Source organism: Pseudomonas sp. LBUM1679, assembly GCF_059695565.1.
Genome location: NZ_CP166774.1, coordinates 333,678 through 349,469, shown reverse-complemented (window position 1 = coordinate 349,469; position 15,792 = coordinate 333,678). Strand labels below are relative to the sequence as shown.

At 60.8% G+C, this 15,792-nt stretch carries 13 protein-coding genes; 1 reads left to right on the top strand and 12 read right to left on the bottom strand.

Annotated elements, in window-relative coordinates:
* Positions 1-211: 211 nt before the first annotated feature.
* From hutG to hutC, 11 genes are all read right to left on the bottom strand, one after another.
* A complete protein-coding gene (gene hutG / locus ACA062_RS01635; RefSeq protein WP_497454941.1) occupies positions 212-1,012 on the bottom strand; it encodes an N-formylglutamate deformylase in 801 nt (266 codons plus the stop codon).
* Positions 1,005-2,228, bottom strand: a complete 1,224-nt coding sequence (hutI, locus tag ACA062_RS01630; RefSeq protein ID WP_497454940.1) for an imidazolonepropionase — start codon at positions 2,226-2,228, stop codon at positions 1,005-1,007. Before hutI ends, hutG begins: the two co-directional genes overlap by 8 nt.
* 124 nt (positions 2,229-2,352) lie before the next feature.
* Positions 2,353-3,885 carry a histidine ammonia-lyase gene (gene hutH / locus ACA062_RS01625; protein WP_497454939.1) on the bottom strand — a complete coding sequence of 511 codons (1,533 nt, stop codon included), beginning with the start codon at positions 3,883-3,885 and terminating at the stop codon, positions 2,353-2,355.
* 117 nt (positions 3,886-4,002) lie between these two features.
* Positions 4,003-5,526, bottom strand: coding sequence for a histidine ammonia-lyase (hutH, locus tag ACA062_RS01620; RefSeq protein ID WP_497457345.1), 1,524 nt, complete (start codon positions 5,524-5,526; stop codon positions 4,003-4,005).
* Between the two features lie 169 nt (positions 5,527-5,695).
* Positions 5,696-6,526, bottom strand: coding sequence for a quaternary amine ABC transporter ATP-binding protein (locus ACA062_RS01615; RefSeq protein WP_497454938.1), 831 nt, complete (start codon positions 6,524-6,526; stop codon positions 5,696-5,698).
* Positions 6,523-7,374, bottom strand: coding sequence for an ABC transporter permease (locus ACA062_RS01610; protein WP_497454937.1), 852 nt, complete (start codon positions 7,372-7,374; stop codon positions 6,523-6,525). Before ACA062_RS01610 ends, ACA062_RS01615 begins: the two co-directional genes overlap by 4 nt.
* Positions 7,375-7,443: 69 nt before the next feature.
* Positions 7,444-8,412, bottom strand: coding sequence for an ABC transporter substrate-binding protein (locus tag ACA062_RS01605; protein WP_497454936.1), 969 nt, complete (start codon positions 8,410-8,412; stop codon positions 7,444-7,446).
* A 68-nt stretch (positions 8,413-8,480) separates the two neighbouring features.
* On the bottom strand, positions 8,481-9,953 hold the full coding sequence (locus tag ACA062_RS01600) for a purine-cytosine permease family protein (RefSeq protein WP_497454935.1): 1,473 nt from the start codon (positions 9,951-9,953) through the stop codon (positions 8,481-8,483).
* A gap of 157 nt (positions 9,954-10,110) precedes the next feature.
* On the bottom strand, positions 10,111-11,793 hold the full coding sequence (gene hutU, locus ACA062_RS01595; protein ID WP_128872231.1) for a urocanate hydratase: 1,683 nt from the start codon (positions 11,791-11,793) through the stop codon (positions 10,111-10,113).
* A 455-nt stretch (positions 11,794-12,248) separates the two neighbouring features.
* Positions 12,249-12,818, bottom strand: coding sequence for a HutD/Ves family protein (locus ACA062_RS01590; protein WP_497454934.1), 570 nt, complete (start codon positions 12,816-12,818; stop codon positions 12,249-12,251).
* Between the two features lie 9 nt (positions 12,819-12,827).
* A complete protein-coding gene (gene hutC, locus ACA062_RS01585) occupies positions 12,828-13,496 on the bottom strand; it encodes a histidine utilization transcriptional repressor HutC (protein ID WP_497457344.1) in 669 nt (222 codons plus the stop codon).
* 200 nt (positions 13,497-13,696) lie between these two features.
* On the opposite strand from hutC, the gene ACA062_RS01580 reads away from it, so the two are divergent.
* Entirely contained in the window at positions 13,697-15,061 is a 1,365-nt protein-coding gene (locus tag ACA062_RS01580; protein ID WP_497454933.1) for a formimidoylglutamate deiminase, read from the top strand.
* Between the two features lie 134 nt (positions 15,062-15,195).
* On the opposite strand, the gene ACA062_RS01575 is transcribed toward ACA062_RS01580, so the two are convergent.
* Positions 15,196-15,765 carry a lipocalin family protein gene (locus ACA062_RS01575; protein ID WP_497454932.1) on the bottom strand — a complete coding sequence of 190 codons (570 nt, stop codon included), beginning with the start codon at positions 15,763-15,765 and terminating at the stop codon, positions 15,196-15,198.
* Positions 15,766-15,792 lie beyond the last annotated feature (27 nt).

The window sequence follows — 15,792 nt, the reverse complement described above, 5'->3', positions numbered from 1 at the left end:
CATCCCTGGGGGGACTTCTATTATTCTGCCGTCCGGCATCATAAACCCGAATTACGTCAGAGCACGATCCCCTGTAGGAGCAGCCGGTCGACGCTCGATTGCTCGCGATGGTCGTCAACGATAACGCGTCAAGTCAGACACCCCGCGGCGTTCTCAGGTTCTTCGCGAGCAAGCTCGCTCCTACAGGGATCGGTGGTCACGCCGGACCGTATTATCCGTAGTGCTTTTCACCCCAGGCCAACAACCCTTGCAACAATTCCTTGAGCACAACCTGAGTCGGCTCTGCCAGATCCGGGCGGTAACGGAACGGCTCGAACTCTTCCATGTAGGTGCACTGGCCCAGCTCCAGTTGCACCGCATGGATGTTCTCGGCCGGGTTGCCGTAATGCCGGGTGATGTGGCCGCCCTTGAAGCGACCGTTCAGCACATGGCTGTATTCGCCGTGGCGTGCGCAAATGGCTTCCAGTTGACTGGCCAACTGCGGATCGCAACTGGCGCCGTTGAAGGTGCCGAGGTTGAAGTCCGGCAGCTTGCCGTCGAACAGATGCGGGATGATCGAGCGAATCGAGTGCGCATCGAACAGCAATGCGTAGCCAAACTCGGCCTTGAGCCGCGCCAGCTCGTTCTGCAAGGTACTGTGATACGGCGTCCAGATCTGCTCAAGATAAGTCGCCCGTTCTGCCGCCGACGGCTCCATGCCCTCGCGGAACAATGGAATGCCATCGAACAGCGTCGCTGGATACAGTCCGGTGGTAGCGCCCACGTACAAAGGCTTGTCATCCGACGGTCGGTTCAGGTCGATTACAAACCGCGAGTACTCGGCTGCCAGCGTGCTGGCGCCCAGCTCTGCGGCGAATTCGTAAAGCCGGGGTATATGCCAGTCAGTGTCCGGCAGGCTTTTCGCATCGGCAATCAACCCCGCTTCGACCACCGGGGTCAGGCGCAGACCGGCGTGGGGCATGCTGATCAGCAGCGGCACGCGGCCTTGTTTGAAGTTCAGAACCTTATCCACGACTGTTCTCCTGAATGCCAGTTTCGACGCCGTGACGCACGACGCGTTTTTCCAGGTCGCCGCCCAGCCAATACGCCAGGTCGGCGGGACGATCAATTTGCCAGGCGACGAAGTCCGCGACCTTGCCGGCCTCCAGCGAACCATGGGTTTGAGCCATGCCCAACGCGGTGGCGGCATGAATCGTCGCGCCCGCCAGGGCTTCTTCCGGGGTCATGCGGAAACAGGTGCACGCCATGTTCAGCATCAGGCGCAGCGACAGCGCTGGCGAAGTGCCGGGGTTGAGGTCGCTGGCGATGGCGATTTTCACCCCGTGTTTGCGCAGGGCGTCCATCGGCGGCAATTGGGTTTCCCGCAGGAAGTAGAACGCCCCTGGCAGCAATACCGCGACGGTGCCGGACTCGGCCATGGCGATGGCGTCGTCTTCGGTCATGAATTCCAGGTGATCGGCTGACAGTGCATGGTAACGCGCCGCCAGACTCGAACCGTGCAGGGACGACAGTTGCTCGGCATGCAGCTTCACCGGCAGGCCCAGCTCCTGTGCAGTGATGAACACGCGCTCGACCTGCGCTGGTGAGAACGCCAGGTATTCGCAGAACGCATCCACCGCATCCACCAGCCCTTCGGCAGCCAGGGCCGGTAGCATTTCAGCGCAGATGTGATCGATGTAGTCGTCGGCGCGATCGGCGTACTCCGGTGGCAAGGCGTGGGCGGCCAGGCAGGTGCTGCGCACGCTGACCGGCAGTTCGGCGCCGAGGCGGCGGATCACCCGCAGAATCTTGCGCTCGCTGGCCAGGTCCAGACCGTAGCCGGACTTCATCTCGACCGTGGTCACCCCGTCGCGGATCAGGCTTTTCAGACGCTTGGCGGCACTGGCGAACAGTTCGTCCTCGGTCGCCGCGCGAGTGGCACGCACGGTGCTGGCGATGCCGCCGCCGGCCGCCGCGATTTCCGAGTAGCTGACGCCTTGCAGCCGCTGTTCGAATTCACCGCTGCGGTTACCGCCGAACACCGTATGGGTGTGGCAGTCGATCAGGCCCGGCGTGACCCAGGCCCCGTTCAAATCGTTGACGGCCGGGTATTCACCGGACGGCAGTTCAGCGCGTGGGCCGATCCACTCAATGTGCGCACCGGACGTCACGATGGCCGCATCCTCGATAATCGAGTAGACGCCTTGCGCCATGGTTGCGACGTGGCAGTGTTGCCAGAGAGTTTTCATCCCGAATCTCCATCAAATTCAAAATCGAATCGCGAGCAAGCTCGCTCCCACAGGGGTGGTGTTGGATACATAACATGCACACGACACAATACCCGTAGGAGCTGGCTTGCCAGCGAAGAGGCCCTTACAGGCTCGGCAGCAACTTCGCCGAAACCAGTTCGTTCAGGCAGCGCGTCGCCAACAACTCGCTGGCAGCATTAATGTCCGGCGCAAAGAACCGGTCTTTCTCATAAAACGGCACTTCTTTACGCAGGATCGACCGGGCCTTTTCCAGCTTCGGCGAAGTCTTCAAACCTTCACGCAAATCCAGCCCCTGGCACGCCGCCAACCATTCCACGGCGAGCACCCCGCGAGTATTTTCCGCCATTTCCCACAAACGCTTGCCTGCCGCCGGCGCCATCGACACGTGGTCTTCCTGGTTCGCGGAAGTCGGCAGGCTGTCCACCGAGTGCGGGTGGGACAACGCCTTGTTCTCGCTCGCCAGTGCCGCCGCCGTCACCTGGGCGATCATGAAGCCGGAGTTCACGCCGCCATTGGCCACCAGGAACGGCGGCAGTTGCGACATGTGCTTGTCCATCATCAGCGAGATACGGCGCTCGCTCAGGGAGCCGATTTCAGCGATGGCCAGGGCCATGTTGTCGGCGGCCATGGCCACCGGTTCGGCGTGGAAGTTACCGCCTGAGATCACGTCGCCTTCTGCGGCGAATACCAGCGGGTTGTCGGAGACCGCGTTCGCCTCGACTGCAAGCACTTCGGCAGCCTGACGGAACTGAGTCAGGCACGCCCCCATGACTTGTGGCTGGCAGCGCAGGGAGTACGGGTCCTGAACCTTGTCGCAGTTCTGGTGCGAGTCGGAGACTTCACTGCGCTCGCCCAGCAAATCACGGTAAGCGGCAGCGGCGTCGATCTGGCCTTTCTGGCCGCGCGCAGCGTGGATGCGCGCATCGAACGGCGAACGCGAGCCCAATACCGCTTCGACGGTCAGGGCCCCCAGCGCTACGGCGCCAGCGAACAGGTCTTCACCTTCAAACAGACCGCGCAACGCGTAAGCGGTGGACACCTGAGTGCCGTTGAGCAACGCCAGGCCTTCTTTCGCGGCCAGCGTCAACGGCGTCAGACCGGCGACTTTCAGCGCTTCGGTCGCTTCCATCCATTCGCCTTTGTAGCGCGCCTTGCCTTCGCCAAGCAGCACCAGCGACATATGGGCCAACGGCGCCAGGTCACCGGAGGCACCGACCGAACCTTTCAACGGAATGTGCGGGTAAACCTCGGCGTTGATCAGCGCGATCAACGCGTCGATCACCACTCGGCGAATGCCGGAGAAGCCACGGCTCAGGCTGTTGACCTTGAGCACCATGACCAGGCGCACCAGGGCGTCGCTGATCGGCTCGCCGACACCGGCGGCGTGGGACAGCACCAGCGAGCGCTGGAGGTTTTCCAGGTCTTCGCTGGCGATGCGGGTCGAGGCCAGCAGGCCGAAACCGGTATTGATGCCGTAGGCAGTGCGGTTCTCGGCGAGGATCTGTTCCACGCAGGCGACGCTGGCTTCGATTTGCGCCGAGGCGCTGTTGTCGAGGGTCAGTTTCACCGGCTGCTGATAGACATCACGCAGTTGGGCAAGGCTCAGTTGGCCGGGAATCAAATTAAGCGCAGTCATTTTTTGCTCCTTTTGAGAGTGTTATTAACTACCAGACGCTCCGGAGATTTCCGTTGTCCGTCGCTTCCCGCCTTTTTGAGGGGGCTGGCGCCTTGGCACGCTGGTTTTGTATGGAAATCAGTTCACATTCGGCAAGGCTTTTTGCAGCAAGACCGGGTCTTTCAAAACGCCCGCCGCAGCGGCGATGTCCGGCGCCAGCCAGCGGTCCTGATCGTAGGCCGGAACCCGTTCGCGCAGCAGACGCCATGCGGCATCGGTGCCGGCGCCAAAGCGTTGTTCCTTGAGGAATTCAAACGCCTGGGCCGCCAGAAGATATTCGATGGCGAGGATCTGCGTGCAGTTTTCCAGCGCGCGGTGCAGCTTCAACGCCGCGTTGGTGCCCAGGCTCAGGTGGTCTTCCTGCAGGCCCGAGGTGACGTAGTTGTCGAGCACCGCCGGTTGCGCCAATTGGCGGTTTTCCGCGCACAGCGAAGCGGCGACGTACTGGACGATCATCATCCCGGAGTTCACCCCCGGGTTGGCTACCAGAAACGCTGGCAGACCGCTGACGTGCGGGTTGATCAAACGATCCAGGCGCCGCTCGGCGATGGAGCCGATTTCTGCCATGGCGATGGCCAGCAGATCGGCAGCCATTGCCACGGACTGACCGTGCGGGTTGGCCTGGGACACGATACGGAAATTGTCCGGCGTGCCCAGCAACATCGGGTTGTCAGTGACAGAGTTGAGTTCGGTTTCGATCTGTTGAACCGCGTGCGCCAGTTGATCCCGTGCGGCGCCGTGGACTTGCGGGATCGAGCGGATGCTCAACGCGTCCTGAGTGCGAATGCCTTTACTGCTGGCGATCACTTCACTGCCATCGAGCAAGGCGCGCAGGTTGATCCCGACCTGTTGCATGCCCGGATGCGGTTTAAGCGCGATGATTTCGGCATCGAACGCTGCGATTTGACCGCGCTGGGCTTCGAAGCTCATCGCCCCGATCACGTCAGCCCACTGCAGCAGATGCGTGGCGTCGGCAATCGCCAGGCAGCTGAGACCGGTCATGCACGGCGTGCCGTTGACCAGGCACAAACCGTCTTTGGCGCCGAGCTGTACCGGTTGCAGACCTTCTTCGGCCAGCGCCTGCTGCGCAGAAACGATCTGTCCGCGATAGCTCACATTGCCGACACCCAGCAGCGCGATGCCGATGTGGGCCATGTGGGTCAGGTAACCGACCGAACCCTGGGATGGCACTTGCGGGGTGATGCCGCGGTTGAGCAGCGCCAGCAGGGCTTCGACGACTTGGCGATGAATGCCGGATTTGCCATGGCTGTAATTGCGGACGGCCGCACACATGATCGCGCGGGTCTGCCCGTCGGCCAACGGAGCGCCAACGCCGCAGGCGTGACTGAGCAAGGTGTTGCGCGACAGTTGGCTGAGTTGCTCGTCTTTGAGCGAGACGTTGCACAACGCCCCCAGACCGGTGTTGACGCCATAGGCGCGTTCGCCGCTGGCGACGATGCGCTGGACGATGGCCTGGGCGTTTTCGATCCGCGCCCAGGCCTGGGTCGACAGCTCCAGCTGTGCGCCATGGCGGGCTACGGCAACGACATCCTGCCAACGCAACGGGGCGTCGGCGATTACGATTTTTTCAGCCTGGGACATCATTAAACCTCAACCGTACATCCTGAAAATTGATGCAGCTTTACTGGCCTCATCGCGGGCAAGCCCGCTCCCACAGTGTTCTGAGGTGTGAACACAATTTGCATAACACAACCTATCCCTGTGGGAGCGGGCTTGCCCGCGATGGGGCCCGTCCGATCACCGCAAACCTTTAAACCACCGCCGCCCGCCGCTGCACGAACCGGTCCACATACTCATCCGCCGGCGAATGCAGGATCTCTCTTGGCGTACCGACCTGAATCAGGCGGCCATCCTTGAGGATCGCAATGCGGTTGCCGATCCGCACGGCCTCGTCGAGGTCGTGGGTGATGAAGACGATGGTCTTGTGCAGGGTCTTTTGCAGTTCCAGCAACTGGTCCTGCATCTCTGCGCGGATGAGTGGATCAAGGGCGCTGAACGCTTCGTCCATCAGGATGATGTCGGTGTCCGCCGCCAATGCGCGGGCCAGGCCCACACGCTGGCGCATGCCGCCCGACAACTGATGCGGGTATTTGTTTTCATAGCCCTTGAGGCCCACGGTGTTGATCCAGTGCAGCGCGCGCTCGGTGCACATCTGCTTGCTCTCGCCACGCACTTTCAGGCCGTAGGCGACGTTATCCACCACGGTTTTGTGCGGCAACAGGCCGAAGCTCTGGAACACCATGCTGATCTTGTGTCGGCGAAATTCGCGCAGGGCTTCCATGTCGTATTGCAGGATGTCCACGCCGTCCACCAGGATCGCGCCACTGGTCGGGTCGATCAGGCGATTGAAGTGGCGCACCAGCGTCGACTTGCCGGAACCCGACAGGCCCATGATCACGAAGATCTCACCCGTGCCGATACTCAGCGACAGGTCGTTCACGCCGACCACGCAGCCGGTTTCGGCCAATACCTGGTCCTTGGTCTTGCCCTGGCCGACCATGGCCAGTGCTTCCTTGGAACGGTTGCCGAAAATCTTGAAGACGTTCTTGACTTCAATCTTGCTGATGGCTTCGTTGCTCATTTGCTCACCTCATGCCGTGGCCGACCATACGCCTGAGTAATGCGGTCGATGACCACTGCCAGAATCACGATCGCCAGACCGGCTTCAAGGCCTCGTCCGACGTTGAGGGTCTGAATCCCCACCAACACATCTTCGCCCAGGCCACGGGCACCGATCATCGAGGCAATCACTACCATCGACAGGGCCATCATGGTGGTCTGGTTGATCCCGGCCATGATGCTCGGCAGGGCCAGCGGCAGTTGCACGCCAAACAGTTGCTGCCAGCGGTTGGCACCGAAGGCATTGATCGCTTCCATCACTTCACCGTCGACCTGGCGAATGCCCAGGTCGGTCAGACGGATCAGCGGTGGCGCCGCGTAGATGACGGTGGCGAAAATCGCCGGGACCTTGCCCAGGCCGAACAGCATCAGCACCGGGATCAGGTACACGAAACTCGGCATGGTCTGCATGATGTCCAGCAGCGGCATCAGCACCGAACGCAGGCGATTGCTACGCGCCGAGAGAATGCCCAGCGGAATGCCGATCAGCACCGAAATGACCGTCGCCACCATCATCAGTGCCAGGGTCTGCATCAGCTTGTCCCAGAGGCCGACCGCCCCCACCAGGAACAGCAGGCCAACGATGACGGCAGTGGTCACGACTTTGCGGGTCGCGTGCCAGGCAACGCCCGCCACGATCGCCAGCATCAGCCACCAGGGGGCCGCACGCAGCAGCCCTTCAAGATTGACGATGGCCCACAACAGGGTGTCGGAGATTTGCCGGAACACGTCGCCGTAGTTGGTGACCAGCGAATCGACCCAACTGTTGACCCAGTCGGCGATGGAAAAGGTAAAGTTTTCGGGAAACATAAGAGACTCTCAATCAAGGGTTGCAATCAAGCATCCGACTGCCGCTGACGGCAGCCGGTGAAGCTCAACCTACAAGGCCGCGTCGATCTTTTTGGCTGCGTCTTCGCTCACCCACGCGTGCCAGACTTCAGGATGTTCCTTGAGGAAGATTTTCGCCAGTTTTGGTGACTCGATCCGCTCTTTGGCCATGCGCCCGAGGTTCTGGTTCAGCAGGTCGATCGGCAGATTGACCTTTTCCAGTACGGCCACCAGTTCCGGGGCTTGCTCGTGGAAGGTTTTGGACAGGCCGACCTTGATGGTCACGCTCTTGTCCACGCCCGGTTTTTCTTCAAGCTTGACCAGGTCGACCTGGCCCATCAGCGGGGTGGGCGACCAGTAGTAGAACAGGATCGGCTCGCCACGCTTGTAGCTCGACAGCACCGCTGCGTCCAGCGCCGGGCCGGTGCCTGGGCGGAAGTTGGTGTAGGTGCTTTCCAGGCCGTAGCTTTTGAGCATTTCGCTGTTGTCCAGCTCACAGGTCCAGCCAGCCGGGCAGTTATAGAAACGGCCCTTGGCTGGCTCTTCCTGGTCCTTGAACACGGTGGCGTATTTGCCCAGATCGGCGATGGCTTTCAGGTCCGGGGCTTTTGGCTCCAGCTTGCGCTTGGCGTCGCCTTCGATCACGTAACGCGGCACATACCAGCCTTCGACCGCGCCAACGACCGGAGCGCCGATACCCACCACCTTGCCGGCCTTCTCGGCCTTGTTCCAGACTTCACTACGGCCGACCCATTCTTCGGCGAACACCTGAATGTCGTTACTGCTCAGGGCGTTTTCCATGGTGATGGAGTTGCCTGGCAGGCTGTCGGTCTTGCAGTCGTAGCCCTTCTCCAACACGATTTGCATCACGTCGGTCAGCAGCATGCCGCTTTCCCAGTTCAGGCCGGCGAATTTCACCGGTTTGCCCGACTCGCACCAACCGGCGGCCTGAGTGGCGCCGGCACTGGCGAGCAGGCCCATGGAAAGTAATGTGGTCAGCAGGGTCTTGTTCGATTTCATTGTGTGACGCTCCTAATCATGAATTGGCTTACGGCAGTCAAGAGGCATCCAGCCCTGTCCACGTCCAATCAGGCCTGCGCCGCAGCGCGACCGGCCCCGCTTGTTTTGGGTTGTACAACGCTGTCCTGCTCGATAGGCAGGATCAGTTGATCGGGTACTGCGCCGTGCCATCGTTTCGCACACAGGTAATACAGGGCTGCGGGAAGCACCAGACCGATGATCCAGGAAATATCCACACCACCCAAGGCTTCCACCAGCGGACCGGTATAGAACTTGGTGGAGATGAACGGCAGTTGCACCAGCACACCGAAGACATAGACGCTGATACCGAGGGGGTTCCAACGGCCGTAGCGACCGTTCGGATCGGCCAGCGCCGGCACGTCATAGCGCTCGCGAGTGATGCAGTAGTAGTCCACCAGGTTGATCGCGCTCCATGGCGTAAAGAAAGCCAGCAAGAACAGGATGAAGGACTTGAACGCACCGAGGAACGAGTGCTGACCGAGCAACGCGATCAGGGTCGCAGTGCCGACGATGACCAGCACGAAGACCAGACGCTGCAAGCGCGTGACCCGCAGGTCGCCACGGAAACCGCTGATGACGGTCGCAATGCACATGAAGCTGCCGTAGGAGTTCAGCGTGGAGATGGTGACCTTGCCGAACGCGATGCTGAAGTACAGCAGCGCAGCGGTGGCACCGGTACCGCCCAGACCCACGATGTAAGCCACTTCGTGGCCGGCGAACTGCCCGTTGGCCGAGGCAGCGGCAAGCACGCCGAGGATCATCGCCACCTGTGCGCCAATGACCGAACCCGCGCCTGCGGCGAAAAAGGTCTTCACCGAGGAAGTCTTGCTCGGCAGGTAGCGTGAATAGTCAGCCACGTAGGGGCCAAAGGCGATCTGCCAGGACGCCGCGAGCGACACCGCGAGCAGAAAGCTGGTCCAGCTGAAGTGGCGGATTTGCAGGAGTGCGCCAACGTCAGTCTGGCTCATCAGACGACTGAACAGGTAAACGAAGGCAATCACGCCAATGACGCTGGCGACACGGCCGATGAAATGAATCACCCGATAACCAAGCACCGTGACCAGCACGATGACACTGGCGAAGATGAGGATACCGACGCTGTCGCTGACGCCAAACAACTGGCCCAGCGCCTGGCCGGAAAGCACGGTGCCCGTTGCGGTGAAACCGAGGTACATCAGGCAGACCAGCACGATCGGGATGGCAGCGCCATACACGCCGAACTGTACCCGGCTGGAGATCATCTGCGGCAGGCCAAGCTTGGGCCCTTGCGCCGCATGCAGCGCCATTACGCCACCGCCGAGCAGTTGACCGATCAACAGACCGATCAACGACCAGAACACGTCACCGCCCAGCACCACGGCCAGGGCCCCGGTGACAATCGCGGTGATTTGCAGGTTGGCACCCATCCACAGGGTGAACTGGCTCAACAGACGACCGTGTCTCTCCGCTTCCGGGATGTAGTCGATCGAACGCTTCTCGATCAACGGTTTACTGCCTGCACGATCGCTGTTAACAGCCATGATTCAACCTCTGTGGATTGTTGGTCGATGTTGGTGATCCCCTGTAGGAGCGAGGCTTGCCCGCGAACCGCGGTGTGTCAGAAAAGACGCCTTCGCGGGCAAGCCGGGGCGCCGCATCGCTCGCTCCTACAGGTTTTGCATCAGGCCAAGGCCTGTGTTACTTGCCGGTAATCATCGGCAGGTTCAGCCCCTGCTCCTTGGCGCAGTCGATCGCGATCTGATAACCCGCATCGGCATGACGCATGACACCGGTCGCCGGGTCGTTGTGCAGTACGCGAGCGATACGCTCGGCCGCTTCGTCAGTACCGTCGCAGACAATCACCATGCCCGAGTGCTGGGAGAAGCCCATGCCGACGCCGCCGCCGTGGTGCAGGGAAACCCAGGTCGCGCCGCTCGCGGTATTGAGCAGGGCGTTGAGCAGTGGCCAGTCGGACACGGCATCGGAACCGTCCTGCATCGACTCGGTTTCGCGGTTCGGGCTGGCTACGGAACCGGAGTCCAGGTGGTCACGACCGATCACGATTGGCGCGGACAATTCACCGCTGCGCACCATTTCGTTGAACGCCAGGCCGAGCTTGGCGCGCAGGCCCAGGCCAACCCAGCAGATACGTGCCGGCAGACCCTGGAAGCTGATGCGCTCGCGCGCCATGTCCAGCCAGTTGTGCAGGTGGGCGTCGTCCGGGATCAGTTCTTTGACCTTGGCGTCGGTCTTGTAGATGTCTTCAGCGTTGCCGGACAGTGCAGCCCAACGGAATGGACCGATGCCACGGCAGAACAGCGGACGGATGTAAGCCGGTACGAAGCCCGGGAAGTCGAATGCGTTTTCCACGCCTTCTTCCTGGGCCATCTGACGGATGTTGTTGCCGTAGTCGAAGGTCGGAATGCCCATTTTCTGGAATTCGAGCATGGCTTTGACGTGCACAGCCATCGATTGCTTGGCGGCTTTGACCACGGCAGCAGGCTCGGTCTTGGCGCGAGCGCGGTACTCTTCCCAGGTCCAGCCGGCCGGCAGGTAACCGTTGAGCGGGTCGTGGGCGCTGGTCTGGTCGGTGACCATGTCCGGGCGCACGCCGCGCTTGACCAGTTCCGGCAGGATTTCCGCCGCGTTGCCCAGCAGTGCGATGGAGATCGCCTTGCCTTCCTTGGTGTACTTGGCGATACGGGCCAGCGCGTCGTCGAGGTCGGTGGCTTGTTCATCGACATAACGGCTGTTGAGGCGGAAATCGATGCTGACCTGCTGGCATTCGATGTTCAGCGAGCACGCGCCGGCCAATGTAGCCGCCAGAGGTTGAGCGCCGCCCATGCCGCCGAGGCCTGCGGTCAGGACCCAACGACCTTTGAGGTCATCGTTGTAGTGTTGGCGACCGGCTTCGACGAAAGTTTCGTAGGTACCTTGAACGATGCCCTGGCTGCCGATGTAGATCCAGCTGCCGGCGGTCATCTGGCCGTACATGGCCAGGCCTTTGGCGTCGAGTTCGTTGAAGTGTTCCCAGCTCGCCCAGTGTGGCACCAGGTTGGAGTTGGCGATCAGTACGCGAGGGGCGTTGGTGTGGGTCTTGAACACGCCGACCGGCTTGCCGGATTGCACCAGCAGGGTCTCGTCGTCGTTCAGGTTGGTCAGGCTTTCGACGATCTTGTCGTAGCATTCCCAGTTACGTGCCGCACGACCGATACCACCGTAAACCACCAATTCCTTAGGGTTTTCGGCCACTTCCGGGTCGAGGTTGTTCATCAGCATGCGCAGCGGCGCTTCGGTCAGCCAGCTTTTGGCGGTCAGCTTGTTACCGCGGGCAGCGCGGATTTCAACGTCACGAAACTTAGTAGGTTTATTCTCAGTCACGAAAAGAACTCCTCAGCAATCAATCCAAACCAACCCAGTGGGCGAGCAAGCCGGTGAGCAGAAAGGCACACCAGCGAATCAGTGGACGCCGGTCGAGTCTTCGTGACTCATACGCATACGTCTTTACTTGTACATACAAGCATATGCAATCATGCGGCCAACTTGTTGGATGGGTGTTAAAGAAAAGGTTTGAGAGGGCTGAAAAGCGCCTGAATCAAGGGCTCTGACAAAGATGAAATTTTTCGGGGAGGATTTTTCGGAAGGGGTAACGCTGTTACTTGAGCGTGGTTTTGCGCCACGTTGGGGCGTTCGGTAACAAGTTGGTGCGCAATGGGGAACGCTGGAAACCAAAAGATCGCAGCCTCGTTTTCACTCGACAGCTCCTACAGAGAATGGTGTTCATCCTGTAGGAGCTGTCGAGTGAAACGAGGCTGCGATCTTTTAAAAATCTTGAATCAGCGTGCAGTCAGTTCAATCACGCAGCACTGGCCATTGCTGGAGACTTCCAGCAGGCCGACGTTACCGTCGAGCTGCAGGCAGTCATGCCGCCCCAGTTGTGAGGCGTCGTTACCAACCTTCACTTCCTGCGCGTCGGCCACGCTGAACACCAACACCGTCCCGGCCGAGCTGAAAAACCGCTGCTCGCCCGCCAGCCACTGCAACCGCGCGCTGTAGCGCTGCGGCGCATAAATCAGGTTGAAATCGCGAATCGGCCCGCCGAGCAGCGCGCAGGACACCTGGCTCTCGCCGCTGAAGGCGAACGGGTCCAGCGGTAACAATGACCGAGTGTCCTGGCCGTCAACGCACAAGGTCATGCCCTCGCCCTGCAGCACGGTGATCACCCGCTCATAACCGGCGAACGTCGAGAAGCCGCCCGATTCGCCGATATCGGCAATCGAAAGACGCCAACCGAAGCCATCAAGACCGGCGCCTGCATCACGGGTAATTTCTTCAGTGCTGCCGCCGCCGTTCTTCCACGGCATGCGCGGGTAATCGGCCGCGCGCAAGACTTTCAACTGACTCATCTTTGCCCCTTACTTATGAAAGCGCCCTTCCAGACGATGGCGCGAACCTGGGTGGATCAAACGGGCGGCCGTCACCGGCTGACGGCCGGACCAGGTCCGGCGACGAATCAGCAGGCACGGCTCGCCTTTTTCAATCTGCAGCAATTTGCATTCGGTCGGCTCGGCCAGAATCGCCTCGACCACGTGTTCGCCTTCAGTCAGCGGTGCCACCTGATTCAGATAGGCGTATGGCGTTTGCAGGGTGAAATCCTGCTTGAGGTAGTCCGGCGCCACCAGTGCGTTGACGAAACGGTCTTCGATTTGCACCGGGATATCGTTTTCGTAATGCACGATCAGCGAGTGAAACACCTTCTGGCCTTCACGCATGTCCAGCGCCAGCGCCCGCTCGGATCCGGCGGCTTCTTCTTCAAGGATGATCACCTTGCAGGCGTGGCGATGGCCACGGGAGGCGATCTCGTCGGCGATGTTGTGCACTTCAAACAGCGCGGACTGGCTTTTCGGCTCGGCAACGAAGGTCCCGACGCCCTGCATGCGCACCAGCAGACCGTCGGCGGTCATCTCGCGCAGGGCGCGGTTGATGGTCATGCGACTGAAACCCAGCTGACTGACCAGCTCGCTTTCCGACGGAACGCGGTAGTGCGGCGGCCAGTTTCCACTGTCGATCTGCTGGGTGATCATTTGTTTGACGCGGGCATACAAGGGCGCCGGACTGTCGCCCAGATTGGCGCTCAGATTGGCATTCGGCGGCAATGTGGCAGGCGGAGTCGGCACGGTTAATCCTTGGTCATTTGTTAGAGGTTGCTAGCTTGCCGGAGTTTACCGGGCAGGCAAACGTCTGTATATGTATATACAAATAACACACGATGGGGTGCTGAACCATGTCCGCCTTCTTTGCCGATCGCGCGCTGCTGCCTAGTGGATGGGCCAACAATGTACGTCTTGAGGTCAATGCCGAGGGCATACTGACCCATATCCAGGCCGATTCTCACGCAGATGGCGCCGAACGGCTCAGCGGTCCGCTGCTGCCGGGGATGCCCAATCTGCACTCCCACGCCTTCCAGCGGGCCATGGCCGGGCTGGCGGAAGTGGCGGGTAATCCGAACGACAGTTTCTGGACCTGGCGCGATTTGATGTATCGCCTCGTCGGAAAAATCAGCCCGGATCAACTCGGCGTCATCGCCCGTCAGCTGTACATCGAAATGCTCAAGGCCGGTTACACCTCGGTCGCGGAATTTCATTACGTGCACCACGACAGCAATGGCCAACCTTACGCAGACCCGGCCGAACTGGCCCTGCGCATCAGCCAGGCTGCCAGTGCCGCCGGCATCGGCCTGACGCTGCTGCCTGTGCTGTACAGCCATTCCGGTTTCGGCGGCCAGGCCCCGAACGATGGCCAGCGGCGCTTTATCAACAGCACCGAAAACTATCTCAAGCTGCAGTCGCGCTTGCAGCCGATCCTGGCGCAACAGCCGGCACAGTCGCTGGGTCTGTGTTTCCACTCGTTGCGTGCAGTCACACCGCAGCAGATCAGCGAAGTGCTGGCAGCCAGCGACCAACAGTGCCCGGTACACATTCACATCGCCGAACAGCAGAAGGAAGTCGATGACTGCCTGGGCTGGAGTGGCCGGCGTCCGCTGCAATGGCTGTACGAAAATACCGAAGTCGATCAACGCTGGTGCCTGGTCCACGCCACCCACGCCAACCCGGAAGAAGTCACGCTGATGGCCAAGAGCCGCGCCATTGCCGGCCTGTGCCTGACCACCGAAGCCAACCTCGGCGACGGGATTTTCCCGGCGGTGGATTTCCTTGCCCAGGGCGGGCGCATGGGCATCGGTTCCGACAGCCATGTGTCGCTCAGCGTGGTGGAAGAATTGCGTTGGCTGGAATACGGCCAGCGGCTGCGTGATCAGCGGCGTAACCGGTTGTATGGCGCGGATCAGCCAATGGTTGGCCGCACGCTGTACGACGCTGCGCTGGAGGGCGGGGCTCAGGCGCTGGGGCAGCCGATCGGTGCACTGGAAGTTGGCAAGCGTGCGGATTGGCTGGTGCTGGACGGCAATGATCCGTACCTGGCGACGGCCAGTGGCGACGGGATTTTGAACCGGTGGTTGTTTGCCGGTGGTGATCGACAGGTGCGCGATGTGCTGGTCAATGGCCAGTGGGTTGTGCGTGATGGGCGTCATGCCGACGAAGAAGAGAGCAATCGCGCGTTCACCCAGGTCTTGCGCGATCTCCTCGGCTGACGCAAATCCCCTGGTTGACGCAAACCTCCTGTAGGAGCTGGCTTGCCAGCGAAGAGGCCATCAGATTCAACGATGATGTTGACTGATAGGCCGCCTTCGCTGGCAAGCCAGCTCCTACAGGGGGATATATGTGATCAGTTCGAGGTCTTGGCCATCTGCGTATCCGACGCGCGCCAGATCAGACGCGTGGTGTCGTAGCCCTGCTGGCGCGCCTTGCTCAGCAGTTCTTCGCGCACTACACCGTTAACCGTCGGAGTCCGCGACAACAGCCACAGATATTTGCGGCTCGAGTCGCCAACGATTGCCGTCTTATAGTCTTCGCTGACGTACAACACCCAGTATTCTCCCTTTACCATACCTGGCAGCAAACGCGAGACCCAGGTGTCGAATTCGACCAACAGCTTGTCAGTCTTGCCTGGGATCTGCGGAGACGCCGTGCCCTTGATCTCTTCCCATTGCCAGTCCGACGTCAGGCAGCGGTTCAACACCAGCACGTTGCCGTCAGGCTTGAGGGTGTAATGGGCTTCGGACTGCGCGCAGTTGCGCTGGAAGTACATGGGCAGACGAGCCAGCTCGTACCAGGTGCCCTGGTAACGCTTGAGGTTGACACTGTCGACGGTCTTGGGCGCCAACGGGTCTTCGCCGGAAGTGGCGCAGCCGGCTAGTATCAGGCCGGCAAAAAGTAAAATCAGTAACCGCTTCATTGTTTTTCTCCCGTGGGCGTATCGCCC